General features: G+C 40.3%; 23 protein-coding genes. 12 read left to right on the top strand and 11 right to left on the bottom strand.

What is annotated here, in order from left to right; all coding sequences use genetic code 11:
- Nucleotides 1–23 precede the first annotated feature (23 nt).
- The 12 genes from MHI27_RS16280 to MHI27_RS16225 all read left to right on the top strand — a co-directional run bounded on the left by MHI27_RS16280 (nucleotide 24) and on the right by MHI27_RS16225 (nucleotide 10,486).
- Nucleotides 24–701 carry a succinylglutamate desuccinylase/aspartoacylase family protein gene (locus tag MHI27_RS16280; protein WP_405176753.1) on the top strand — a complete coding sequence of 226 codons (678 nt, stop codon included), beginning with the start codon at nucleotides 24–26 and terminating at the stop codon, nucleotides 699–701.
- Between the two features lie 160 nt (nucleotides 702–861).
- Nucleotides 862–1,242, top strand: a complete 381-nt coding sequence (locus tag MHI27_RS16275) for a GntR family transcriptional regulator (protein WP_042188506.1) — start codon at nucleotides 862–864, stop codon at nucleotides 1,240–1,242.
- A complete protein-coding gene (locus tag MHI27_RS16270; RefSeq protein WP_405174202.1) occupies nucleotides 1,239–2,108 on the top strand; it encodes an ABC transporter ATP-binding protein in 870 nt (289 codons plus the stop codon). The genes MHI27_RS16275 and MHI27_RS16270 overlap by 4 nt, the downstream gene beginning before the upstream one ends.
- Entirely contained in the window at nucleotides 2,101–2,736 is a 636-nt protein-coding gene (locus MHI27_RS16265; RefSeq protein ID WP_405174201.1) for an ABC-2 transporter permease, read from the top strand. The genes MHI27_RS16270 and MHI27_RS16265 overlap by 8 nt, the downstream gene beginning before the upstream one ends.
- Before the next feature lie 17 nt (nucleotides 2,737–2,753).
- A complete protein-coding gene (locus MHI27_RS16260) occupies nucleotides 2,754–3,392 on the top strand; it encodes an ABC-2 transporter permease (RefSeq protein ID WP_405174200.1) in 639 nt (212 codons plus the stop codon).
- A gap of 83 nt (nucleotides 3,393–3,475) precedes the next feature.
- Nucleotides 3,476–4,573 (top strand): ATP-binding protein, encoded by a 1,098-nt coding sequence (locus MHI27_RS16255; protein ID WP_405174199.1) that lies wholly within the window; start codon nucleotides 3,476–3,478, stop codon nucleotides 4,571–4,573.
- A gap of 146 nt (nucleotides 4,574–4,719) precedes the next feature.
- Nucleotides 4,720–5,142: a MarR family winged helix-turn-helix transcriptional regulator gene (locus MHI27_RS16250; protein ID WP_231573276.1), complete on the top strand. Its 423-nt coding sequence runs from the start codon at nucleotides 4,720–4,722 to the stop codon at nucleotides 5,140–5,142.
- 26 nt (nucleotides 5,143–5,168) lie between these two features.
- Nucleotides 5,169–5,393 carry a DUF896 domain-containing protein gene (locus MHI27_RS16245; protein WP_149647472.1) on the top strand — a complete coding sequence of 75 codons (225 nt, stop codon included), beginning with the start codon at nucleotides 5,169–5,171 and terminating at the stop codon, nucleotides 5,391–5,393.
- Between the two features lie 277 nt (nucleotides 5,394–5,670).
- Entirely contained in the window at nucleotides 5,671–6,609 is a 939-nt protein-coding gene (locus MHI27_RS16240) for an alpha/beta fold hydrolase (RefSeq protein WP_405174198.1), read from the top strand.
- Nucleotides 6,610–6,715: 106 nt separating this feature from the next.
- Nucleotides 6,716–7,897 carry a hypothetical protein gene (locus MHI27_RS16235; protein WP_405174197.1) on the top strand — a complete coding sequence of 394 codons (1,182 nt, stop codon included), beginning with the start codon at nucleotides 6,716–6,718 and terminating at the stop codon, nucleotides 7,895–7,897.
- Between the two features lie 171 nt (nucleotides 7,898–8,068).
- Nucleotides 8,069–9,946 carry an asparagine synthase (glutamine-hydrolyzing) gene (gene asnB, locus MHI27_RS16230; protein ID WP_405174196.1) on the top strand — a complete coding sequence of 626 codons (1,878 nt, stop codon included), beginning with the start codon at nucleotides 8,069–8,071 and terminating at the stop codon, nucleotides 9,944–9,946.
- A gap of 15 nt (nucleotides 9,947–9,961) precedes the next feature.
- Nucleotides 9,962–10,486: a putative immunity protein gene (locus MHI27_RS16225; RefSeq protein ID WP_405174195.1), complete on the top strand. Its 525-nt coding sequence runs from the start codon at nucleotides 9,962–9,964 to the stop codon at nucleotides 10,484–10,486.
- 946 nt (nucleotides 10,487–11,432) lie between these two features.
- Here the strand turns inward: MHI27_RS16225 and MHI27_RS16220 are convergent.
- The 11 genes from MHI27_RS16220 to MHI27_RS16170 all read right to left on the bottom strand — a co-directional run bounded on the left by MHI27_RS16220 (nucleotide 11,433) and on the right by MHI27_RS16170 (nucleotide 24,183).
- Nucleotides 11,433–12,431 carry an NADP-dependent oxidoreductase gene (locus MHI27_RS16220; protein ID WP_405174194.1) on the bottom strand — a complete coding sequence of 333 codons (999 nt, stop codon included), beginning with the start codon at nucleotides 12,429–12,431 and terminating at the stop codon, nucleotides 11,433–11,435.
- 80 nt (nucleotides 12,432–12,511) lie between these two features.
- Nucleotides 12,512–13,594, bottom strand: a complete 1,083-nt coding sequence (locus MHI27_RS16215) for an alkene reductase (protein ID WP_340969773.1) — start codon at nucleotides 13,592–13,594, stop codon at nucleotides 12,512–12,514.
- 43 nt (nucleotides 13,595–13,637) lie between these two features.
- Entirely contained in the window at nucleotides 13,638–14,336 is a 699-nt protein-coding gene (locus MHI27_RS16210; protein ID WP_076298629.1) for an SDR family oxidoreductase, read from the bottom strand.
- A gap of 239 nt (nucleotides 14,337–14,575) precedes the next feature.
- Nucleotides 14,576–15,154 carry a TetR/AcrR family transcriptional regulator gene (locus tag MHI27_RS16205; protein WP_405174193.1) on the bottom strand — a complete coding sequence of 193 codons (579 nt, stop codon included), beginning with the start codon at nucleotides 15,152–15,154 and terminating at the stop codon, nucleotides 14,576–14,578.
- 465 nt (nucleotides 15,155–15,619) lie between these two features.
- Nucleotides 15,620–17,491, bottom strand: coding sequence for a M56 family metallopeptidase (locus tag MHI27_RS16200; protein ID WP_405174192.1), 1,872 nt, complete (start codon nucleotides 17,489–17,491; stop codon nucleotides 15,620–15,622).
- Nucleotides 17,488–17,901 carry a BlaI/MecI/CopY family transcriptional regulator gene (locus tag MHI27_RS16195; RefSeq protein WP_405174191.1) on the bottom strand — a complete coding sequence of 138 codons (414 nt, stop codon included), beginning with the start codon at nucleotides 17,899–17,901 and terminating at the stop codon, nucleotides 17,488–17,490. The genes MHI27_RS16200 and MHI27_RS16195 overlap by 4 nt, the downstream gene beginning before the upstream one ends.
- A 75-nt stretch (nucleotides 17,902–17,976) precedes the next feature.
- The gene (locus tag MHI27_RS16190) at nucleotides 17,977–18,708 is read right to left on the bottom strand and encodes a hypothetical protein (protein ID WP_341044391.1); all 732 of its coding nucleotides are present in this window, start codon (nucleotides 18,706–18,708) and stop codon (nucleotides 17,977–17,979) included.
- A 412-nt stretch (nucleotides 18,709–19,120) separates the two neighbouring features.
- Entirely contained in the window at nucleotides 19,121–19,516 is a 396-nt protein-coding gene (locus MHI27_RS16185) for a BlaI/MecI/CopY family transcriptional regulator (RefSeq protein ID WP_076283655.1), read from the bottom strand.
- A 579-nt stretch (nucleotides 19,517–20,095) separates the two neighbouring features.
- Nucleotides 20,096–22,297, bottom strand: a complete 2,202-nt coding sequence (locus MHI27_RS16180) for a M1 family metallopeptidase (protein WP_405174190.1) — start codon at nucleotides 22,295–22,297, stop codon at nucleotides 20,096–20,098.
- Nucleotides 22,298–22,732: 435 nt separating this feature from the next.
- Nucleotides 22,733–23,113, bottom strand: a complete 381-nt coding sequence (locus MHI27_RS16175; RefSeq protein ID WP_405174189.1) for a hypothetical protein — start codon at nucleotides 23,111–23,113, stop codon at nucleotides 22,733–22,735.
- The gene (locus tag MHI27_RS16170) at nucleotides 23,104–24,183 is read right to left on the bottom strand and encodes a DUF418 domain-containing protein (RefSeq protein ID WP_405174188.1); all 1,080 of its coding nucleotides are present in this window, start codon (nucleotides 24,181–24,183) and stop codon (nucleotides 23,104–23,106) included. Before MHI27_RS16170 ends, MHI27_RS16175 begins: the two co-directional genes overlap by 10 nt.
- Nucleotides 24,184–24,646 lie beyond the last annotated feature (463 nt).

Below are 24,646 nucleotides of genomic sequence, written 5' to 3'. Positions count from 1 at the left end.
CCTAAATGCGGAGGTGAAGCATGATGATCGTTGAGAATTATACTTTAGCATCGTTCACATCCCATGCCACCCCTTATTACGTGATCAGAGGTGGGCTCCCTGGTCCTGTGTTTATGGTGGTGTCCGGCATACACGGGAATGAAACGGCAAGCATTCGCGCGGCGAAAAACATCGTGAATCACTTAAGACAAGGAGAACTATATATTTACCGTGGTACGCTTATTATTGTTCCCCTCATGAATCAAAAAGCTTATCGCAAACGAATTCGGGGCGTGCCCGATTTGAACCGAACGTTTCCGCGTACTCGGAATGGATCTGCCAAACATCCGTTATCCGTAGCCTTGCTTCAATTAGTACGGCGTTATCGCCCCACCTGGTATCTTGATCTCCATGAAGCGAACGGTTTGTCGCAAAGAAATCCGAAACGCCTCGGTCAGTCTATTATTATTAAGCCGGGGAGCCAAGGTACGGTTACGGCAAGACGTATCATAAAAGACATTAATCGAACAATCGCTAATACTTCTTATCATTTTAATATCCGTTTACGAGAGCGCCCCGGGTCGTCACGTGCAGCCGTCTCCCGTATCTTAGGAGCGAAGGCATTTACTGTGGAAACCTGCTGGAGTCTTGATCGTGACCTTCGTATTCGCTATCAGATAGACATTGTTAGTCGCTTTTTAAGAAGTGCTGGATTGATGTGATGATGATTAGATACGCTGTATGCCAAGCAAGCTGACCCTTAGTTCATAGGAATCGGCTTGTTTTGTGTGGATTTGAAAGATCATTGACAACAATGGGTATAGTGTATATATTACATATATACATTGAATACACATAAACTAGGAGTGAGGGCACGAGTTCATGAACATATTGATATCCAACACTTCCGGTGAACCCATCTATGCACAGATTGTAAGTCAGATCCGCCAGATGATCCTGCAAGGAGAGTTAGTCTCAGGTACGCCTTTACCTTCTATTCGACTGTTAGCCAAAGAGCTGCAGATTAGCGTAATTACAACAAAACGAGCTTACGAAGAACTGGAGAGAGAAGGCCTTATCAATTCCATTGTGGGAAAAGGCTCCTTTGTTTCTGGTGCAGATCAGGAGTTTATTCGTGAGCAGCGGCTACGGATCATGGAGAATAAGATGAAGGAGATTATCGACGAGAGTAAAATGTTAGGGATTGATTTTGCTGAGTTCAGTGAGATGTTGAAACTGCTGTATGAGGAGGAGACAGAATGAACGATGTCATTCAATTGAATCAAATATCTAAAAAATATGGCCATTTTAGCCTATGCGAACTTACGTTCGGTATTAAGGAAGGGTATATAACGGGGCTAATTGGACCCAATGGGGCAGGGAAAACAACTTTAATTAAAATGATGATGGGTATGGTACAACCCGACCAAGGAAATATCGAGATTTTTGGCAAAGAAACGTCCATAAAAAATGCAAAGTACAAAGATCGAATTGGGTATGTTTCTGATGAGAATTACTTTTACGAGCAATTAACCATCGATCAGATGAGTAAGATGATTGCCCCCTTTTATAGTCAGTGGGATAAAGAGACTTATAGGAAATACATAGAGATGTTCAAGCTTTCCCCGCGGAAAAAGATTAAGGAGCTCTCCAAAGGGATGAAAATGAAGTATTCGCTCGCCATTGCTTTATCGCACGGTGCAGACCTGCTCATCATGGACGAACCTACTGCGGGTCTTGATCCCATATTCCGAAGAGAACTGCTTGATCTGCTTAGCGAGCATATCCAGGATGAGAAGAAATCTATTCTTTTCTCCACGCATAACACGACTGATTTAGACCGGATAGCGGATTATATTGTTTTTGTGAATGAGGGGAGGTTAGTTTTTAATGAGATGAAAGAATCTCTCCCTAATAAATATATGCTGGTAAAAGGCAACAAGGAGTTGCTTGATCGGGATGTGCGGAAGTGTTTCATTGGGATTAGAGAGACAGCACTTGGTTTTGAGGCGCTTCTTAACAACAATTCTGAGGAGGCGCGGTATTTAAGAGATCAAGCGATATGCGAAATACCTACGCTGGAAGAAATCATGTATTTTACGGTAAAGGGAAACGCTTTGTATGTTTAATCTCTTGCTGTTAATTCGGAAAGACATTATTCTCCTGCGGAATTTCATCCCTTTATTTCTCTTGAGTATTTTGTTTGTTGCATATGTACAATTGGATAGCTCCAGTATGTTTGCTACCTTTCAATCTTTACTACTGCTCGTATACTCCTGTTCAATGGATGCACAGAATAACAACACAAAGTTTGTTATAGGACTGCCAGTAAGTCGGCAAGAGATTGTTTTGGCTAAATACTTATCACTGATTCCTTATAGTTTCATCGGTTTGGTTTGCTCTTTTGCTTTGTTTCTAATTTCCTTTTCATTTGGATATTCCATTAGCCCAGTGTATTGGATAGGGGTATCTTTAACGTTACTTATGATTCCTTTGACTGCGTCTATTTATCTGCCGATTCATTATTGGCTTGGATACAAAAACTATTACTTCAATATCTTTTTTAATGTAGTTATAACGATAACCACCATAAACGCTGGATCTTCACTCTCACATTCATCAGTTTTCGCAAAAATAACCCATTTAAAGCTGCAAGATCATCTGGTGCAGATAGGTTTGATAGGGATCGTTTATCTATTCATTTTGTACTTCTCATATAAGATTTCACTACGATTGTTTAGCAGGGAAGAGTTATAAGCTAAGGAGGACTTATAGTGTATCATTCATTTTATCTTATTCAAAAAGACTTCATTCTTTTGCGTAAATTTCTGATGTTGCTCATCCCTTTCTTTATTTTTATAGCTTACTCGAACTATCATAGCTTCAGTTTATTTACGCTAATGCCACCCATGCTGTTGTTGATAAGCTCCTGTTCTATGGATACTCAGCAGATGACGCAACGGTTTCTCGTTAATCTTCCTGTGCGGAGACAAGAGCTTGTCCGTGCTAAATACTTCTCAATCCTTCCGTATGCTCTTGTTGGGCTGGCAGCAACTGCTTTTACCTATCTCCTGATTATTATGACAGGTAAAGAGGTAACCCCTCATTTTTGGCAAGAGGTTGGTATTGCGATATCTATTTTCCCACTCCTCGCTATGCTTTATTTACCGATTCATTACTGGTTAGGGGCTAAAGGAACGCAAGTGGTTAATCTCGTATTTATGATGATTATAATGGTTGGTCCGAACGTGATCGGCAGCTTGCTTCAATGGTTTCCTGACCTAGAGAACTGGCATAGCTCTGGAGTGAAGTCTAACTTTATTCCTTATATCATACTAGGACTCGCTTACGTGTTTTTACTCAGCTGTTCTTATCTCATTTCTTTGCGGATTTTTGAGAAGAAGGATCTCTGATGCTAATAATTTGAGATTTAGATTGAATTCATATACCATTATCTCTACAAAGATAAATACTGTAGGGGAAGGGTATACATCCAATGCCTAAAATGATTTATAGTTTTCGTACAAAAATGATTATGCTGCTGATGGCCAGTATGCTAGTATCCGGTGGGATAACCTTTTTAATCTATAAGGCGCTCCAGCGATATTATCACTCTGAAGTGAAGTTTGAAAATCCACTAACCAAAGTTCGCTATGTAATAAGAGATATTGGAGATGTGAATACATTTTTAATTATCTTTATACCACTAGCCATTCTATTTTTCTTCTTATTCACTAAGCCTTATGCAAAATACTTCAAAGAAATATCAAAGGGGATTCATCAACTAGCATCAGGTGATTTCTCCGAACGAGTAGATATACCCTCCAAAGATGAATTTGGAATGATTGGTCATGATCTCAATCTAGCCATTGAGAATATGCAAGAAGCCATTGAGCGGGGAGACATTGCCGAGAGCAGTAAAGATCAACTCGTGTTGAACCTGGCGCATGATTTGCGTACACCCCTAACCTCGGTTATCGGCTATTTGGATTTTATTTTGAAAGACAATCAATTAACCCCTGAACAGACCAGGCATTACACGACGATTGCTTATACCAAATCTCAACGTTTAGAAAAATTGATTGATGAGCTGTTTGAAATTACAAGAATGAATTATGGCAAGCTTAAGCTTGAGAAATCCTCGATTGATCTCAGTGAGCTTCTCTTACAATTAAATGAAGAATTATATCCAGTCTTTGAGAAAAATGGCCTAACCTCCAGATTGGATATGACACAACCTCTGATGATTTACGGTGACGGGGAATTGTTAGCACGTGTATTTGAGAACCTTCTTACGAATGCGGCCCGATACGGAAACGATGGTCAATTTATTGATATTCACGGTTACTTAGACGCTAACGAGGTAGTCGTTGAAGTAATTAACTATGGAAATTGTATTGAGCCGGAAGAGCTGCCACGAATTTTTGATATGTTTTACACAGGGGATCGTGCACGAACACATCCAACAGGAAGTACGGGACTTGGCTTGTTTATTACTAAAAATATAGTAGAGCAGCATAATGGAACCGTATCTGCGCAAAGCGGTGTGGTGCGGACAATCTTTGAAGTGAGACTCCCGAGAAACAGTAATTGAAGACCATTTCTATATGATGAAGTACCAACCTAAAGAGGATTCGTTGGTGGGTGATATCTAAAAATCGTCCACCTTTGAAATCCTCTTAAAAACATGATATAATTAGCATGCTAATTAATTTGTAAGGTGGTTCGGGGGAAAAAGCTGTGATTGAAGATGAGATAAGAGAACTACTGGATAGAATTTCAGCGGAAATGCGTAGAGATTATGCAGCATTGCTTAGAGAATTTAATCTTCATGTGGGCCAAGAACAGTTATTATGCCGGTTATGGAGATCAGATGGAATGACACAGATCCAGTTAAGCGAAAGTCTGAATTGTGAGCCTCCAACTATTACGAATATGGTGAAATCACTTGAGAGTCATGGGTTTGTTGTTCGAAAAAGAGATCCTGAAGATGGCAGAGTAAGCCGAGTGTATCTAACTCCAGCCGGACGTAATCTTTGTGAACCTGTGGAACGTATATGGAATAAGCAACTGGATAAATTATTAACAGGAATTTTACCCGAAGAACGTTTATTATTAAGAAGGCTTATGAAACAGATGGTTGTAAATTTATTAGCAAGCTAATCAAAACTTAGAAAAGAGGAACATAGATGATTACCAGTTTGACTCGTATTAATGAACTAGCCAGGAAAGAACGTGAAGAAGGTCTGACAAAAAGTGAATGGGTGGAACAGATCGCTTTGCGTGAAGATTATCTACGTGAAATTCGTGGACAAGTTCGTAACAGTCTATCGGGAGTAACGATTGTAGATCCTGAGGGAAATGATGTTACGCCTGAAAAAATTCGTTTATCGCGTAAAGAATCTTTGAACTAAAATGTAGCTAATGAAGTGAATTTACACCTTTAGAATATCGTTGAATGGTCTTATGGGCTAATCAGCGAATATCTAAAGGTGTTTTTTTATGATATCAAATGGACGAAAGTGGAATCATATTTATAAAAGTTATCTTAACGGAAGCTTAATTTGATTTTGTTAGCTGATGCTGAAAGTTAAGGTTCACTTAAACTTGTGTTTCACAGGATCTAAGACTGGACTGTTAGAATGAAATGGACAGAAGAGAAGATATAAATATGTGGGGAGCGGGAATTACATGATGAAAAAGACATTTTTCTTTTTACTGAAAGCAATAGGAGTTATAGTCATAGCCATAGCGCTTTTTCTAGCCATTGTTTTTACTGTTAATGTGATCTGCAACAAAATCGAGAAAGGAAAAATTGAACCCTATGGTCAGCTTGTACCTGTAGATGGAAAAAACATGAACGTCACGATTCATGGAAATGGCGAAGAGACGGTAGTATTATTACCAGGATATGGAACTGCAGCGCCGGGTATTGATTTTAAGCCGCTTGTAGAAGAGTTATCTCCATTTTACAAAGTGGTTGTGATTGAGCCATTTGGCTATGGATTAAGTGATATCACCGAAAAAGAACGAAGTACTGAAAATATAGTGAGTGAGTTACATGAAAGTTTACAACAATTAAATATAGACCGTTATATTCTGATGGGACACTCCATATCCGGAATTTATGCTCTAGACTATGTAAACAAATACAAAAACGAAGTTAGTGCATTCGTAGGGATCGACAGCAGTGTTCCGGCACAAGGAGCCGGCGATGAACTTCCAACAGCAGCCTTAAAATCACTTAAACAATCAGGTTTCTACAGATTGCTGGTTAAACTCTCGCCTGATCAAATCATTGCACCCGATGTTGATGCTAAAACGAAAGAGCAAAATAGAATGCTTTCGCTTAAAAACATGATGAATCCAAATATCATCAACGAAGCAGATCATTTCTCAAGCAACTTCAAAGACGCAGAAAACTTAAAGTTCCCTAAAGAACTTCCCGTGATGTTCTTCTTAGTAAAAGATAATTCGGATGTTGAGGGTTGGGCAGCTTTACACGAAGAGCAGATCAAAGATTCCTTACATGGGAAGATGATGATGTTTGAAGGCGATCATTATTTACACCATACCCGATCGAAAGAAATTGTGGAGAACTTCAGAAACTTCATGAGTGAGATAAAATAAGAGTGAATAAGAAAACGTCGAACGATTCATATAGTGAATCATTTGACGTTTTTTTTAGCTTATATCATACTACTCATATAACAAGAGATAAACAGCGAGGTAAATCATGAGCAAAAGAAATAGAAAAAGAAACATTCTATTAACGATATTGGCAGCAATAGTTGGAATATGCACGGTATCGATTTTATTAAATAAGACCTACCGTACTACGTTTGAATCCTTGCCTGAAACCGATCGGCGGATGCTGACAGAGTTATCCGAGTTGTATAACCATTTTGAGCAATCCAGTGATCAGCTCTGGAATAAGGATTATCGATTTGACTCCAAACCCTTGTTACTGGTACGAACGACTAAGGATAGCGGTCTGTTTCGTAGCGAAGGGTTTGCCGTGAATGTGCCTATGAAGAAAGGGATTTTTGCTCAAGAAATCAGTCTGCCTGAGTCGATGGGCTTACCGAAGGTATATCGTATCAGTCGTTTTTCACCGACAACCCTCTCAGCATGGTTTCCAGCTAATTTTGGAACGCTAAATCTGAAAGGAATGGAAACAATGTATTTTAAGTATTATCCCAAAATGTTTAGCGATCCCGCGCTGTATTTTGATTTTTCTTCTTTTTTATTGCACGAAGGGTTTCATATCTTCAAACAAAAAGACTGGACGTATGATGCGAATGGTGCTGAGCATATCGATAACTATCCTGCAAATGAAGAAAATTACGCATTGATGGGTATCGAATTCAAGCTGTTGGATCAAGCAATGGCTGAAAGCAATCCTGAACTCGTTCAACAGTATTTACATGATTGGACAGTTGTACGAAATTACAGATACTATAAATGGCCGCAATTAATTGGCGAGACGAAGTCAGAGGCTATCGAAGGTTCTGCAAGGTATTTGGAATATCGTTATAGTAAGTTAACTGGCGGTAATTTAATGGTGCTGGCCACCAAGCAGGAGCCTTACCATGTGACATTTATGCAAGCGTATGATTTTATTGCTAACGGACAAGCGGAGTCGCCTTCTTTCTTAGAAAGAAGTATCCGTTATGAAACTGGGGCTGCTTTGGAGCTAACGATGGATAAGGCAAACTTACCATGGAAAGAAGCGATAGAAGATGTACCTGGGAAGAAACCAGGAATGACACCGTACGAGATTTTGAGTAACTATTTTAAAATGAATGATCTAACTACTATTGAAAGCCAGTTAGGTGAAATTAAAGAAGTATACGATTACGATGCCTTACGCAAACAGGAAGCGAAGATCGTTAAGCAGCTTATTGGCGAACAGTAACTTTATGTAGCCTTATCCAAACACGTCGAACGATTCATATAGTGAATCATTCGGCGTTTTCTTATGGATTAAAGTACGATTCACCTGCGTGATTCTAAAAAAAGATGATTGATCAACGCAATTGTGGGCACTCTATATCCTAATCTTTACTATAGGAAGGACTACAATAGCATGTGCGGAATAGCAGGAATCTTAAAATGTAATGGACAACCCCCGCAAGAAGAAACCTTAAAACAAATGACAGGCGCAATGAATCACCGAGGTCCTAATCATGAAGGCGTATGGCTCGATTCTCGAATTGGGCTCGGTTTTCGTAGGTTATCCGTTATAGATTTACGTGATGGAAATCAACCGATGACGAATGAAGATCGTTCCCTTTGGATTATTTTTAATGGTGAAATCTATAATTATAAAACACTACGAGATCAGCTTAAGTTAAAGGGACATCACTTTCAAACGCAATCAGATACAGAGGTCATTGTGCATTTATATGAGGAATACGGTAAGGACTGTGTCCATCATTTACGAGGAATGTTTAGCTTTGCGATTTGGGATGTTAAGGAACAGACGCTTTTTGCTGCCAGAGATCATTTTGGCATCAAGCCTTTTTATTATTACAAAGATGAGAAAAACCTTTTATTTGCTTCGGAAATTAAAAGCATTCTTGCAGTTCACGGAGTACCAAGAAAGCTTCAGTATCAAAGTTTATTTAGCTACTTAACTTTTCAGTATGTGCCGCAACCGGATACGATGTTTGAACATATTTATAAATTAGGACCTGCAGAGCGAGTATTTGTTAACGCTAAAGGTGAAATGAAGATCGAGAAATATTGGGAACCCCATTTTCATCCGGTAAAACGATCTTTAGCAGACTATGCGGAAGAAATTCAGTGGAAATTGAAAGAGTCTGTAAACCTTCATTTACAAAGTGATGTGAATAGAGGATGTTTTTTGTCCAGTGGAATTGACTCTACAGCTATAGCTGCAATGATGAAAGCAGAAGAATCCACAAAGACCTTTTCGATTGGATTTGAAGGGGTAAACAATGAAACGATCATTGCAAATCAAACGGCAGCTAAACTGGGAACGGATCATTATTTTCACATCTTATCTACAGAAGACTTTTTTGAGAGTATTCCGAAAACGGTATGGCATCTAGATGAGCCTGTCGCGGATCCTTCCGCCATCGCTCTTTATCATCTAAATCAACTTGCAAAAGATCATGTCACGGTTGTCCTATCCGGGGAAGGCGCTGATGAATTATTTGGAGGATACCGAATCTATAAAGAGCCAGATGCGTTAAGACCCATTTCATGGATGCCCAATTTCATAAAGGATTCGTTACGAAAATCATTGTCTATATATCCATATCATTTTTATGGAAAAAACTATTTACTTCGGGGGCTGACACCTTTAGAGGAACGCTTTTTCGGTAATGCTAATATCTTTAACAAAAGCGGAAAGATGAACTTGCTCCATGAGTCGGTACACGCTCAAAATAGCTTTTTACATCCCACGGATATCGTTAAGCCTTTTTATGATAAGACAGTACACCTAGATCCTACGACAAGAATGCAGTTTATTGATATGAATTTTTGGTTGCCTGGCGATATTTTGTCAAAAGCAGATAAGCTGTCTATGGCACATTCATTGGAATTAAGAGTCCCGTTTTTAGATAAAGAGGTTTTCGAAACGGCTAGTAAAATTCCAGTCTCCAATCGGATTGGCAAAAATACAACAAAACTCGCTTTGCGTAAAGCTATGGAAGGAATTGTTCCTGATGCTATTGTGAATCGCCCGAAATTAGGATTTCCCGTACCGATTCGTGATTGGCTTAAGACCCCGATTTCAGATATAATGTTTGAGCAAATACGCTATAGTGGTATTGAAGGAATTTTCAATATGAATATCATCGAAGAAATGTTTATCCAGCATCGGAGTAATAAAGGTGATTATTCGCGTAGAATCTGGCTAATTTACATTTTTTCAGTGTGGTACACGCTTTTTATGAAAGAAGATCTGAAACAATTAAAGAGTGCCGTGCTGTAATGGGGGAGAGATCGTTTGAACATTGAGGAATATGCATGGAATAAACATGAGCAGCAAATAAAATCAACTAACGATTTTACTTACAGTAGTCCTAAGATAAAGATTGTAGACAATAATGAATTAAGAAATCAACTTGAAGAGACACTTGAAAAATTACCGCAGAAGTTCCTGGCCAAATGGGCTTTGAGCGTTGCTATTGAACACCTGGATCATTTGGATCAACATCTTATAAATGACCCGCGAATTGATTTAGGGATAGAAACGCTAGGAAAACGTTTAACTGGTGGTATCAGAGCCTTTGACTTAAGAAAAGTTGGATTCATAGTCAATGAATTAGCGAAAGAGTCCACAACCGAAGCAAGTAAGTATGCTGCTCGTTCTTTTGCACAAGCCATTGCAACTGGACATATGAGAGGACACGCTATGGTAAGCAGTGACTATGCTGTTAAAATGGTAAACATATCCAATAATTCCTCGGTGGCTGAAGCTGCCACTAAAGAACGGGAAAGACAATTAAGGATAGCTAAAGAAATGTTTTAAAATTGAAGCTATAAGACTGAACGTGTATGAAGATACTGATATAAGTTAATTAATGGTAATAATTAGCTTTTTATTTAAGAGGTACGAAAAGAACAATCAACAATAAACATATAAATATAACTACACAAAGTTTAATCCGAGATTCTGATACACTTTAAAGTTTAATACTCGTTAGAGACAAATCAATATCTAAAAAGAGATTCAATTGTTCATGAAAGGGAAGCTATTATGAACAATTTTGAATATTGTATAGATATCAATTATGGACAGCTAATTGGCATTAGTATGGTTTAAATTGGCTTGCTCCATTAATTTATATACTACTTCCTCACAAAACCCGTATTTTGTACATATGTCTATGAGTTGGAATAAGCCCTGTTTACATCTAGGATGTTGTACAATGACAAAAAGTTACCTACATAAATATAAATGTCACCCTCCCTATAATGATAACAAAAAATCTATCATCAAAAAAAATTTTTCTTCAATCAAAACTATCTCCATTAGGTAATAGCCTTCGATATTTAGAAATCATGATTTTGCCAGGAAAAACCCTATCTAACATATCACGCATTTCTTAATGGATATTCTCTTATGTAGCGGTTCTTTAATGTTGTTCTAATTCAGTCAATTTATCTTCGAGATACAAGTACGAGTCAATCCCTCGATGGAATTTTTTACGAACCGTTACACGCTAGATTTTAGGGTCCGAGCCGTACTCTCGTCTAGTAAAGGTTGTGGCTGATTGGGATCCAATTCGCTGGGTAACCTTGTTTTGTTCTCCCCCATTCGAATCCGCCATCTCTTGAAATGGACGAGGTAGCTGCTGAGCAAACTACCAAGCACGTCTCAGCCGTTCATCAAACCGTATGCAGAGTTGATTAACCTCCGAAACGAAGTAGTCTTCTTCTCGGTCACAGACAGTCGGCTAGATTCGCTCTCTCCCTTAGAAAGTTATAATAACTTTGCCTTGTGAGTGACCAGTAGAAACTTGTTGTAGCGCCTTATTAATATCATCAAATTTGTAAGTAGAATCAATTGAAGGTTTAATATTGTCATTTTCAATAAGGCTAGTAATCTCTTGTAGCTGTCTTCCATTGGCTTGCACAAATAAAAAGTGATATTCTTTTTTATCTCTTGCTGCTAAACGGTCTAAACGTGCACCTACTAAAGCAAACAACATTTTTTTCCACATTGGAAGATTATTTTCAACGGCAAAGCGATAATTTGGTAAAGCCTTCAATGATACTAATTTTCCTTGAGGTTTTAAAATATCAAGTTCCCTTTTTATTTCGTTTGTACCCAAGGTGTCTATAACATAATCTATATTGGATAGAACCTCAGCATAGTTTTCCTCCTTATAATTTATAAATTCATCTGCTCCAATCGACAGTACACGTGATCGACCTCTTTCACTGCCACTTGTAATAACGTATAACCCCATTGCTTTAGCAATAGGGATTGCCATAGCACCGAATCCGCCAGTTCCGCCAGGAATAAATAGTTTTGCATTAGGCTGAGCGTTGAGCACTTCTTTCAATGCTTGATAAGCTGTTAAAGCAGTAAGTGGGACCGCAGCTGCTTCAATAAAGGATAGATTTTTAGGCATTTTAAATATAGCTTCATCTTTGACCGCCACATATTCAGCGAAAGCTCCTATTTTATTCACCGGCAACCTCGTATAAACTCGGTTACCAACCTGAAAATCAACAACATCTTTACCACATGCTTCTATAACACCAGAAAGTTCATTGCCTAATGTTAATGGGAAATCATAATCAGCAATCATTCGGATACTGCCATTTATAATAAGAATATCTAAAGGATTTACACCTGCAGCTTCTACTTTAACGAGTACCTCACGATTATCGATTTTCGGTATTTTAACATTGTTTATTTCCAAATGAATTTCTTTTGAGTATTTCTGTATTTGAGCAGCTCTCATGTTCTGCCAGCTTCCTTTCCATTTGTAAATCTTATGGCGTACAATTTTCAGTTGTACGCCATTTGTGGTTTCACTTATACTTATTGCTGTTGAGCTTTTAATTCTTCCATTATAGGGTAGTCTGTATAACCTAAGCTTCCGTTACCAGCGTATAATGTTTTAGGATCAACTTCATTTAAAGGTGTTCCTTTTTTTAGACGTTCCACAAAATCCGGATTAGCTAAAGACCAGATACCGACTGGCACCACATCAGCAGTACCACTATCAATATCTACACTAATATCTTCAAGTGCCCGCCCTGCTCGATTGACCAATAATGGATTTGACCAAATTGAACGAATTTCACGGAGCAGTATTTCATTCCCTAAATGCATAACATGGAGGTATGCTAAATTAAACTTAGCTAATTCTTTTACAAGATGGCGATAAACCTCTGGTCCTTGTGCGCCTTCATCAATCCCACCAAGAGGTGTTCCTGGTGAAATCCGGAAACCGGTTCTTTCTGCTCCAATTTCTTCAACTACTGCTTTTGTTACTTCGATTGCAAAACGAGCACGATTCTCCACAGATCCACCGTATTTATCGATTCGTTTATTAGAATTCTCACCAATAAATTGATTAATTAGATAACCGTTGGCTCCATGAATTTCAACCCCATCAGCACCTGCTTTAATAGCTGCTGCAGCTGCTTTTCGAAAGTCTGCAATAGTATTTTGAATATCTTCTTCGCTTAGCTCTCGTGGAACGGGTATTTCCTGCATTCCTTTATCAGTAAACATTTCTACACCAGGTGCGATCGCTGAAGGTGCAACTGCTTGTCGATGATGCGGAGTATTGTCGGGGTGCGATATACGGCCCACATGCATTAATTGTATATACATAAAGCCCCCTGCTTCATGTAATGCATCGGTAACCTTTTTCCAACCTTCTATTTGCTTTTCAGTATAGATGCCAGGTGAATTTAAATAACCTTGTCCATCATCAGAAGGTTGTGTACCTTCACTAATAATTAATCCCATTGATGCTCTCTGAGCATAATAAAGGGAGCTTAGTTCTCCCGGTGTGCCGTCCTTTTGTGCTCTACTACGTGTCATAGGTGCCATTGCTAATCGATGAGGTAATTCCATATTTCCAATTTTCGTATTACTCCACAATTTGTTCATTTTGTAGTCTCCTCTATAAATTAAGTTAGAAATGAAATTGTTATTAAGAAAGATGAGGGTACAGTGCAGGAACGCCACCTGCAAGTCCACCTTGTATCATTCGGCTGTTATCATCAGCAATAATTTCAAAACTGCCAGATTCTATGCCATCAATAGCTATTTTTGCGATATCTGCAGGGCTTACTTTGGGAACTTCTAAGCTGGATGTCATGTCTGTCTCCATAAAGCCAACATGTAATCCTGCTACTCTCACATTATGTGGATACAAGTTTATACGTAAATCGTTCGTCAATGCCCATGCTGCAGCCTTCGCGGCTGTATAAGCACCCGCAGTTCCGGAACTAAACCAAGATAATGCGGAAAGAATATTTAAAACCGATCCTCCCCCGTTTTTCTCAATGATCGGTGCAAAAGCACGAACCATGTATAGCGTACCGAAGAAGTGCGTATCAAACTCCAACTGTATTTTGTCCACATCACCTTCCAGCAAAGAAGCGCCAGTAGATGATCCTGCATTGTTGATTAAAAGCGTAACGTCCTTAGCGAGGATAGCAGCTGCTTCAACTTCTTGAGTGTTGGTAATATCAAGCTTTACAGGTATAACGCCTGGAATATCAATGGTTTCCGGATTTCTTGCACCTGCATAAACCTTAGCCCCTCTGGATAAAAGTTCAAGGGTGAGATGGCGGCCAAAACCTCGGTTTGCTCCAGTTACAAATGCCACTTGTTCAGAAATTATCATTTTATTTACTCCTTTTATTCATCTTTTAACTACTATATGGGAATGATCATTCTAAAATGAACACAAGAATAGATCATTCATGAAAGAAAACTAAAGCAAGGAAAGAAACATATTTTGAGAACGATCATTCTAAAAAATATTCAAGAAGGATCGTTTAAAGAGATCTATAAACGAGACAACACTCAGTTATGAGAACAATCATTCTAGAATATGCATAAGCAATTATTTTTAAATAATAATTACTTATGTAAAAGTTTAATTGATAAATCGGCTATTCGATGTAATTTTTCTTTAGGCACTGAGGTCCTTGTCATTACCCTTAACCCCACACAAACAGAATGCAGATGTTCCGCTAGATCGTCGGCATTGTAATCCGAGCTAAATTCTTCATCCTGCTGCCCCCACAAAATAATATCTTTGAGCAGCTTCTCTGATAATGTGAACGATTCAGTGGACTTCAAATCCACATTGGCATCGCGCATTGCTAGTTCCACCGCTGAATTCACCATCAAACAGCCTGAGGGCGAATCTTCTTCACCATTTATTATGAAACTAAAGATAAGCTGAAGTGCCTCAGTTGCAGTCTTGGAACGTTTAACTTCCCTCGTAAGCTCAGCATTCACTTTAGCGCGAAAACGGTCCATGGCTTTCAAAAACAGCGTATGCTTGTCGCCAAATGTGTCATATAAACTTCTTCGATGAACTCCCATATGCTCTACAAGATCTGTCAAAGATGTCTTCTCGTAACCCTGTTCCCAAAAAAGCTTCATCGCCTTATCTAATACTTCGTTCTCTTCGAATTCTTTGCTTCTTGCCATTCGATCCCCTCCCTAATAGTAAATGTAACATATTGAGAACGATCGGTAAAGAATAGATTTTCTAATCACTGTTAACGATGTGCTCTCTTAGCTTTCTTCTTTACTCCTTCCGACTGGTCTATGGTGCCTTACCTCCGAGCGGATCCCTTCCCTGTCCTTTTTATTTATCTTAGACTTTTCATACAGGACATTTCTTAGTGCATAAATCATCATAGCGCGACTATGTAAGTAACTTTAAGTCAATAAACCACAATGTAGGCACTTTTCTGTCATTGGACAGTAATAGTTCGTAACTTCATCCATCGAAGCAAACCGCAGTGTTGCCGTCCACTGCCCATCACTCACCTCACTTTTTATATGATAAGCATTTTACTAAGATAATCATTCACTTATATCAATTGTTCCAACATAAAAAGCCCATATCGACCCTAGTTCTAGGGTGATATGGGCGCCTGCCTTGAGATGTTATTTTTTAATTGCAGCTTTCAGAATTTCGATCTTCTCTTGTCGTGATAGATCCGATGAGGTTGAAATGCTATATCCAAATTTACCGCCATCTTGCCAAAAAACGTATTTCGGGAAAACATTTGCCGGTAAATCATCGTCAAAAAATCCATTATTCTTAGTTCCATCGGCGTCCACAGTATACTTCGTAATCGCAAGCGTATCTTTCCCGTTCGTGTATTCCAGACGAATATCGTCGGCTTCTTTCCAGTCCATTTTTTTCGTGAAGACCGGTTTGCCGCTCTTCTTCCCTTCAGCTCTCAAATCATCGATGAACTTGCCTCCCAAGGGTCCTCCGATTCTCGCTTTGGAGAAAGTGTAGCCTTCTGGCAGGTTGGAAGGCTCTTGCAAGACAGCGCCTTTTAAGGTTGCTGCTTTCTGAAGATATTCATCAAAGGAAGCATATTCCTTCGTCAGCCCCCAATAGCTAAGATTAAGTCCGCTGTTCAACGCGTTATATTTATGATAGATGACATACGTGTCACCCGTCTCTTTAACCAATTCCTTCACGCGATTGATTTCATCATCGATATATTTTTTATCCTCTGCAGGAAGTGCCTTAGCTGCATCCGCCGCTAGTTTATTCATTTTATCCATTTCTTGCTTATACAACGTACGGTCTACCTTAGACCCATTGAATTCCTCAGGATAGGTGATATCTAATTGACGATCCCCAGCTTCTGATTGTACTGAAACAGCTATCGTTGCGTTCCCATCATCTTTTTCTTTGGCATTGACCAGCGTCACGCTGCCAAGCGCGAGAATGATTGTCATCCCTAAGATAGAAAGGCGATATGATTTTTTATTGAATTGTTTGATCATGATAAGTCTCCTTTTCATTTGTTTATGTGTCGCAGATAGGCCGGCAAGTCCCGGCAGGCGATGGTCTCCTGAGAAATGTTCCAACACTTGGATGATCGTCTGCCCATACGCATTATTTTGCTGTGGTCTCATCCGATCCAGCACGAAGGCATCACAGGCCATCTCTTGATCTTGTCGCGCTCTGTTCACTGCAAGCCATACAAGTGGGTTGAACCAATGGAGAATCAGAACCAGGTGCATGATCCAATTCACGGCTACATCCCTGCGACGGACATGAGCGAATTCATGCGCCAAGATATACTGAAGCTGTCCTTCATGCAGCGACATCAGTAGACTTGGAGAGATGACGACTGTCGGCTTACAAAACCCAACGACGGCCGGACCGGGAATACGCTCGCTGGAAACAAATTCAACTTTGCGCTTCACGCCGAGCTGCTGCCGTGTATCATGGAACAAGGCCAATAACAAAGGCGTTTCTATACGGCTACCAGCGCGCAGGGCATGTTGCAATCGCAGCTGATCGTATATGGTTTTCGCGACGAGAAGCAGTACACCCGTAAGCCAGATCAGTACCAAGACTGGAACAAAGCCCATCGATGTAATTTCATTCCACCAGAAATGGTTCTCCGGCTTGCTTCCCGATGTATCCGTGGGTGCGGTTAATTCTGTTATCCCAACGACAATTCCATATTTCTCCGCCACAGAACCCTTCACGTGTTCTCCTGTCTCGCTTGCACTTATCGATGGATCTTGCATTTGCTGGTGAATGCCAGGCATGAAGGATTCCAGAGACAATACATTATAAAGGCTAAGAGAAGACTCTGGTGCCCAAGGAAGCAGCAAGCGGATCGCTACGGGTATCCAGAGCAAATATTTCCATCTGGCTTCCAGTTTGTTTTGGAATAAGAATTGCAGAATCAAGATCAGCATGACCAGAATGCCTGCCATGAACGATCCCTGGATCACCCAGCCGAAGAATGACACAACAGTTTCGTATAAGCTTGGACTCATTTAGATTCTCTCTTTTCAAGTTCCCCAATTCTGCTGCTATTGTCGAATAACGTCTTCAAATCCTCAATTTCCTTCGTATTCAGCTTCTCATCTTGGAGGAAATTAGCCAACATCGGCATAATGGAACCACCATACATCTTCTCCATGAAGGAAGTAGTCTCGGAACGCTGATATTCTTGCTCGCTGAACCGAGGATAAAATAATTGCATACGCCTCGAACTCTGCTCCAGCTTCACGCCCGCCGCTTCCTTCTGTACCAGTCGGCTAAGAAGCGTTCGGGTCGTATTCGGGCTCCAGCCCATTCGATCCGTCATTTGTTGAACAACTTCACTAGAATAGCAATCTGGATTTAGCCACAATACCCGCACAATTTCGAGCTCTGCATCCGTTATGGATGGTATTCGGTTCATATATACAACCTCCAAATCTAACTTGCGCAGAATGCATAGGATGGGTGAACTGCTGCGCATTCTCAAGGCAACCTATCACTTCTTGACCGCTGCTTTTAGAATTTCAATCTTCTGTTCTCGGGTGATATCGGATGAAGTTGAAAGGCTGTATCCGAATTTGCCGCCATCTTGCCAATAAATGTATTTTGGGAAAATGTTTGCTGGAAGGTTATCGTCAAAATAACCTTTCTTCTTCCCTTCCTTCGCATCCACCACAAACTTCGTAATCGCAAGCGTATCTTCCCCGTTCGTGTATTCCAGGCGAATATCGTCGGCTTCTTTCCAGTCCATTTTTTTCGTGAAGACCGGTTTGCCGCTCTTCTTCCCTTCGGCTCTTAAATCATCGATGAACTTGCCTCCCAAGGGTCCTCCGATTCTCGCTTTGGAGAAAGTGTAACCTTCTGGCAGGTTGGAGGGCTTTTGCAAGACAACGCCTTTTAAGGTTGATGCTTTCTGGAGATATTCATCAAAGGAAATGTATTCCTTCGTCAGCCCCCAGTAGTTAAGATCAAGTCCGCTGTTGAGTGCCTTGTACTTATAATACATGACATAGGTATCTCCAGTCTTGGCGGTCAAATCCTTCACTCTCTTAATTTCTGCGTCAACCACCTTTTTTTCCGCTGCCGTTGGAGCTTGGACGGCTGCTTTTTTAGCCGTCGACTTCTGGGCTGACTTGGAAGAAGCCGCGTCTACCTCAAGGTTCATCGATGAACCCAATAGTAGAACACTGCTGAGGGTTGCGATGGCTAATTTTGATGCTGCTTTCATGTGAAAAACTCCTTTCTGTGATCCTGTTTTTTAAAACTACACGTGTAGTTATAATTCAATACTACAGTTGTAGTTATACTTTGTCAACACTATTTTATCGGACCCTTTTCGAGTATCCATGAAATAAAAAAAACTCCTCCGGAGAGCAGTTTGATCGTACGATGGATTCGTTATTGCTGTTTTTTTCCACCCCAAGGTTCCGGTTCCGGCGTATCTGGCGTTGGAAGCAGTCCTAGATCATGGAAGATTAAATCGGCGATGCCGGTCTTTACATAAATTGGTTTTTAATTAGGGGTTGTTGCATCGTCTCAATTATATGCTGAGTAATTTTGTGGAATTATACTAATAAAAAAACCGCGATTTACGCGGCGGTTCGACGTTAGGCTAAATGGTTCTACCTTTATCAATTTTCTTATCGATCATCGTTGTTGCGACTCTCGTCAAACAAAGCTTTCAAGTCATCAATTTCTTTCTCGTTCAGCTTCTTATCCTGCAAAAAATTAGCGAGCATGGGTTTCAAGGCGCCGCCATACAGTTTCTTCATGAACGATTTAGTCTCCGACTTCAAATATTCTTGTTCGCTGATGAGTGGATAGAACAAAAAGTTCCGTTTGGATCCCTCTTCCTGTGTTGTTCCCGCCGCTTCTTTCTGCACTAAACGGTTCAGGAGCGTCCTTGTCGTATTCGGGCTCCACCCCACTTGTTCCGCCAATTGCTTGACGACCTGGCTGGAAGGACAATTCGGACTGGCCCACAATACGCGCATCACCTCGAGCTCCGCATCCGTGATGGGTGGTATTTTTGTCATGCCTAAACCCTCCAAAATCAAGTTATGACTACATCTGTAGTCACACTTAAATAGTACAATTGTGGTCTGATCTTGTCAACCTGCATTGTGTTTCATTCTAAAAATAAAGTTTTGCCGATCGATATCTTGACCTTTAGGTTTGACCTAAGATATATCTTGGATATATGCCGAGCTATTATCAATCTATTAAGGCTACAGGATAATGGCTAAGTAAGAATCGTTCGGCACATTCTCTTTTTTTCTCTATATTTAAAGTAATTACATCTGAATTTTTAAATCGTTATTATCAATTGATAAACCAGTCAAATGCAGGTTAATGGTTATATTCTCATCTTGTCCTCGCTTGTCCATGAAAACATAGCCTCCTCTTCTCCATTCTCTTGCTCAACATATTCCTCTATGTTTAGTGTCAATTAAAAGTCACAGAATTTTCTCCAATTTTAAAGCTCGTAAAAATAAAAAAGAACACCGGTTAACTTTGAGCAAGCCCCAATTAACCGGTGTTCTTGAAATTATCCAAGTTCGCTACGTTTTGGCTGCCATGGAACTCCCTCGGGACTAAGACTGCCCTGTGATTTATTATTCTGCAAAAAGTTTCGCATACGGATTTTCGATCTTTTGTTCGCTGCTGCTCTTACCTGTGTTATTCAGAACATAATATTGATAGAAATGGTTTGAAAAATTCAATGATTCCAATGCTTTAGCCATAAATGGATCTTCCGTCTGATCACTCAATTGGTCCCCTGTCCAAAAATAATGCAACATGAGACGATTCTGGTTATACGGATGTTTGATAATGTAGGCTCCGGATTGATTAGACTTATTCATGATTTCCTGCCATTTAAAACCGACTGTATCAGCACGCTTGATGATGCCGGACTTCAAGGCTTGTACAAACCCATTCGCATCCAGTTTGCCTATGACAATGATATTACTGTCCCCTAGCTCCTTCTTAAGCTTGTTTTTTAATACTTGACGTTCCGTTATAATCGTTGGCTTTATTCCTGCTATTTGGAAGAAGCCTTGAAACTGGTTGAGCAATTGATCCTGTTGTTTTGTTGCTTTGTCCGATGTCAAACGGTCGCTCAAGATAATCGTTAGCGGCTCGCCCTGCAACGTTTTATCGATAATTCGGCTCATCGTTTCAGACGGAACCTCTGGAAACTGTACAAACACCGAATGGTATATTGATTTAAATTGCTCGTACATATAAGCGGCTTCCTCGTCCGCTGTTAGACGATATTCAGACTTCAAAGAATAATTGGGCTGGCGTAAATCCGCTTCCCAATCATCTCTGATCTTTTTGCCCGCTTTGTTCTCAACAACCTGAAGCAGTCCTTCGATCGTCGCATTTTTGTATACATACTGGTCAAAATATGTCTGCATCAACTCATCAAACTTCTCTTCGCCAAGCGTACGATACAACTCATAGATGGCTTGACGGCCTTTTTTATAAAAAATGGCGTCGGGAGAATCGCCAACCTTATCATTGGTCGCATCAAGCGGACTATCTAACGATACTTCATCGAATTGAATCACCTTGAATCCATTTAACGGATTTCCTTGTTTCTCATAGAAATATACCATAGAGAAATCGGCAAATCCTTCATCTAGAAATGATTCCTTCTCGGAATTATTTCCAATTAATGCGTGGAACCATTGATGCGCAATTTCATGGACAAATGCTGAATGGTTTGAAATATCTGGCTGACCCTCGATCATACCCATCTGAATCATTCGCGAATATTCAACAGCGATCCCTTCAACGTACGATTCAACAATTCTGAACTCCGGATAAGGATATTTACCATATTTTTCGCTGAAGAAGTTAATGACTTTAAACGCTTGATCAATATATTGATCGATAATCTGTTTTTTGTCTTTCTGATTATCAAAGTAATAGTATTGTATGGTCAGACCATCTCGTGTAACACTTTCTACTTTAAAATCTGGACTCGTGAAGAAGACAAATTCTCTCGTATTATTCGCAGTGGCCGTTACCATCTTGCGGCCTGCTTCGGCATCCTGTACGGTCAGTGTTCCAGGCATGGAAACCTGGTAATCGGCGGGTACATTCATGGTTACCTGATAATCCGCAGAATCATAATAATCGGATTCAAATGTAGTGCTGTAAGGAGTTTTGTCCCACGTATGATCTGCAGGGTTATAGACCGAAAGCACAGGGAACCAATGAGCGCCATTGATGATATTCTTGTAATGGGACAACCGCTGTGAGCCATAAGGAATTTTTACGTCAAATTCAAGTTCCAGTGTGATAGATTGCCCGGGCTGCAATGCTTGTCCCAATGCAACCTTAAGTGCCTGATTCGTATTATCGAACTTCAAGGGTTGACCTAACGACTTCACATTGTTGATGTCAATGCCGCCCAGGAAATCTTCAGATTTTTTATCCGGATTTTCCTTTGCCATTCGTTCATTTGAATTTTCGAACATACCCGACTGTGTTTCCTTTGAACGGTTTGCATCTGCAAAGGTGTGAAATACAATATTGTCCAGTGTATCCTTCGTGTTGTTTCGATAGGTCACAGTTTCTGTACCGTGAATTGTCATCTTCTTCTCATCAAGCCTTGCGTCTACTTGATAGCGCGCAAGCTGATGAACAGCCGCATCCGCTTCTAGCAACGAATCGTTCTGAATCGTTGGTTTCGCCGCCATCGCTATCCCCGTCCCGAAAACAGGGCCTGTACTTAATGCGACAACAAGACTGCCGGCAATCATGCACTTCGGTAGTTTAGTATTCCAATGTTTAAGTTTATTCATGTTGCTCCTCCTAATGATATGTTCCTAATCATGATCGTAGATTCTCGAGTATGTACAAAGACTAGTATAAAGCTCTTACTTTACACGAGTTTTAAAGGAACCTTACATTAACCTTAAAAGGAATCACTTATAGTTTTTTAAAACAGATACTCTGCACAAGTGTATTCCACTAACACGACTGTTGAGAGAATAGAAAACGGCCCATGGATGAGTGGTAAATCGATAAAACAGCGTTCCAAGGAGGTCCGCTCCCGCACTTGGTTTGACAATACATCTAGCCCAACAGGCTGCCGTTATAGTAGCGCCTGTTGGGCTTCAAAAAAGGGTCTTATATGATTCCACTCCATATGAGCGGATGTATCCCCCATTGAGAGATAAACCAATCACCAATGGAAGCTCCCAACGTAATGCTTTTAGCCTCACTGACACGGAACTCTATAAACGAAATGATGATCGATTTGAGCTGCTATATTTAAAGGAACGGGAAAAGGTACGCAATGACAATTTGGAATAATTCAGCTTCCATATATGCCAGGATTCGAACTCGGAGAAAGCCGCCTCATCTTGCTCGGTTAACCAGTGAAAGTCTCCTTTCAGGTATTCTTGCAGCAAGACGTTCTCATCGGCTTCTGAAAAATAAAAAAGATAATCTCCGCTATGCAGAGTGACTCCCGCTTCATTCAATTTTCGGTGAATGATCTTCTCAGACAGGTCTTGTCGTTGATAAAGGCCTACATTATCGGCCATCGCATGCATCAGGACCGCCATAACCCGGCCATCGGTGGTTTCCCCGGACCATACACCACTCAGCACCATTTTCTCATGATCAGCTCAATCGGACCTCTTTTCATCCACTTTCTCCACAGACTCGAAAAGATAATGGAGATAATGAAATAAACGGTTCCGTATGCCATTGCAAAAGAAAGACTTCCGTTTTCCAAATAACCCACTGTCATAAGAAAACCAATTCCGATCACTACGTGACCGATATAATGGGTTAACGATAACTGTCCTGTATGGATCATCGCCTGTGTCAGAAGGGAATTTTCAAATTTATCGACCACATAAAGACAGATCGCAATGATGGTGACAGCTGAACAAATGCCAGAGAAAACATACAGCATTGTGGGCGGCATCGGTTTTGTTCCAAAAAGATAAGTTGCTGCTTCTTTACTCAGTACTGGGGAGGTCCATTTAACCAAGAAGAAAGAAATCGATTCAAAAACAACCGTTCCTGACAACGAATATACTAGTAATTTCGAACGGTTTTCCTTATTCAGCCAACGCTTCCTGCCAATCCACATGCCGATGAGGAAGAAGCTCAGCCAAGGAAAAATGGGATGAAATCCGTTAAATAACAGATTGCGAGTAAACCCTTCTATCGTCCAAAAGCCCATGTATTCCTTAAAACTCGAGTCCCATCCCTTGCTGTAATCGAATACGACTAAAAACAACTGCGATGCTACCAGGATTATCGAAAACAAAACTAGTATTATATTATCGGATACTGTGATCAAGACTGCAGCTACAAGCATAAATACCGCATAATAATGCAAAATATCGGCACTCCAGCCTATTAGCAATAAAAGCACGCCAGATATAAACAGAAAAGCAGCTCTCTTGTACAAGCTGTTCCGGATTTGAGGAATGAGTTCCCAGCTCATTGAGTTACGGGCTTTCGAGGTCATTAATGCCACCCCAATACCAGCCAACACGACAAACAAGGCGGATGCTCTCCCCTCAAAAAGGCCCGCTATCGCTTGCAACCATGCAGGTCCGCCACTCTCTGCCTGCATCGCTAGCTTATAGTTCACCATTACCATGCCGAAGATCGCCAATGCTCTTGCAAAATCAAAGGCAGTTATCCGCTCTTTCGTTTGACTCATGCCGCATCCTCTCCCTTAATACATTTCGCTTTATGACATGACATCGCTCAATAGATAGCAGCAGCTTTTCCCATTGTGAACTGAGTGAGATCCTAATCCGATAAAACTAATACACCAAAATAAAGCACCTCTATAAGCATAGACTTCAATGGTTCAGAACGAAGAACCCAAAATGCCTGTGAAGTATCCGGTTAGCGTCACTCCTAAGGGATGCGGCTTGGAATACCTAAACAATAAACCCTAGGTCTGACCTAAGGTCAATTGTTTTGTTCAAAATTTAAAGAAGTATGTTCTATTTTCCTGCATTTTCTGTATTGAACAACAGACATGCAGGACGCCTCAAGATCACAAGCACGATGCAGCGGATTTGTGGTGCATAGCTCAAATTAATGACGATTGAACTGAAGTTAAGGGATGGGGCAATTATTTTGGAAACAGACTTAGATTTGTCTAAATGGAAGCG

Origin of the sequence: Paenibacillus sp. FSL H8-0261 (assembly GCF_045040645.1) — a bacterium.
In the GTDB taxonomy this organism is placed as follows: domain Bacteria; phylum Bacillota; class Bacilli; order Paenibacillales; family Paenibacillaceae; genus Paenibacillus_AQ.
This window is presented reverse-complemented; position numbering and strand designations above follow the sequence as displayed.

What these genes read in the sequence shown, in the direction of transcription:
- MHI27_RS16185 (WP_076283655.1), bottom strand. Translation starts at nt 19,516, where the DNA reads ATGACAAAAATACCACCCATCACGGATGCGGAGCTCGAGGTGATGCGC.
- MHI27_RS16270 (WP_405174202.1), top strand. Translation starts at nt 1,239, where the DNA reads ATGAACGATGTCATTCAATTGAATCAAATATCTAAAAAATATGGCCAT.
- MHI27_RS16175 (WP_405174189.1), bottom strand. Translation starts at nt 23,113, where the DNA reads ATGGTGCTGAGTGGTGTATGGTCCGGGGAAACCACCGATGGCCGGGTT.
- MHI27_RS16245 (WP_149647472.1), top strand. Translation starts at nt 5,169, where the DNA reads ATGATTACCAGTTTGACTCGTATTAATGAACTAGCCAGGAAAGAACGT.
- MHI27_RS16240 (WP_405174198.1), top strand. Translation starts at nt 5,671, where the DNA reads ATGATGAAAAAGACATTTTTCTTTTTACTGAAAGCAATAGGAGTTATA.
- MHI27_RS16235 (WP_405174197.1), top strand. Translation starts at nt 6,716, where the DNA reads ATGAGCAAAAGAAATAGAAAAAGAAACATTCTATTAACGATATTGGCA.
- MHI27_RS16215 (WP_340969773.1), bottom strand. Translation starts at nt 13,594, where the DNA reads ATGAACAAATTGTGGAGTAATACGAAAATTGGAAATATGGAATTACCT.
- MHI27_RS16195 (WP_405174191.1), bottom strand. Translation starts at nt 17,901, where the DNA reads ATGAACCGAATACCATCCATAACGGATGCAGAGCTCGAAATTGTGCGG.
- MHI27_RS16220 (WP_405174194.1), bottom strand. Translation starts at nt 12,431, where the DNA reads ATGAGAGCTGCTCAAATACAGAAATACTCAAAAGAAATTCATTTGGAA.
- MHI27_RS16180 (WP_405174190.1), bottom strand. Translation starts at nt 22,297, where the DNA reads ATGAATAAACTTAAACATTGGAATACTAAACTACCGAAGTGCATGATT.
- MHI27_RS16170 (WP_405174188.1), bottom strand. Translation starts at nt 24,183, where the DNA reads ATGAGTCAAACGAAAGAGCGGATAACTGCCTTTGATTTTGCAAGAGCA.
- asnB (WP_405174196.1), top strand. Translation starts at nt 8,069, where the DNA reads ATGTGCGGAATAGCAGGAATCTTAAAATGTAATGGACAACCCCCGCAA.
- MHI27_RS16200 (WP_405174192.1), bottom strand. Translation starts at nt 17,491, where the DNA reads ATGAGTCCAAGCTTATACGAAACTGTTGTGTCATTCTTCGGCTGGGTG.
- MHI27_RS16190 (WP_341044391.1), bottom strand. Translation starts at nt 18,708, where the DNA reads ATGAAAGCAGCATCAAAATTAGCCATCGCAACCCTCAGCAGTGTTCTA.
- MHI27_RS16280 (WP_405176753.1), top strand. Translation starts at nt 24, where the DNA reads ATGATCGTTGAGAATTATACTTTAGCATCGTTCACATCCCATGCCACC.
- MHI27_RS16210 (WP_076298629.1), bottom strand. Translation starts at nt 14,336, where the DNA reads ATGATAATTTCTGAACAAGTGGCATTTGTAACTGGAGCAAACCGAGGT.
- MHI27_RS16255 (WP_405174199.1), top strand. Translation starts at nt 3,476, where the DNA reads ATGCCTAAAATGATTTATAGTTTTCGTACAAAAATGATTATGCTGCTG.
- MHI27_RS16265 (WP_405174201.1), top strand. Translation starts at nt 2,101, where the DNA reads ATGTTTAATCTCTTGCTGTTAATTCGGAAAGACATTATTCTCCTGCGG.
- MHI27_RS16205 (WP_405174193.1), bottom strand. Translation starts at nt 15,154, where the DNA reads ATGGCAAGAAGCAAAGAATTCGAAGAGAACGAAGTATTAGATAAGGCG.
- MHI27_RS16275 (WP_042188506.1), top strand. Translation starts at nt 862, where the DNA reads ATGAACATATTGATATCCAACACTTCCGGTGAACCCATCTATGCACAG.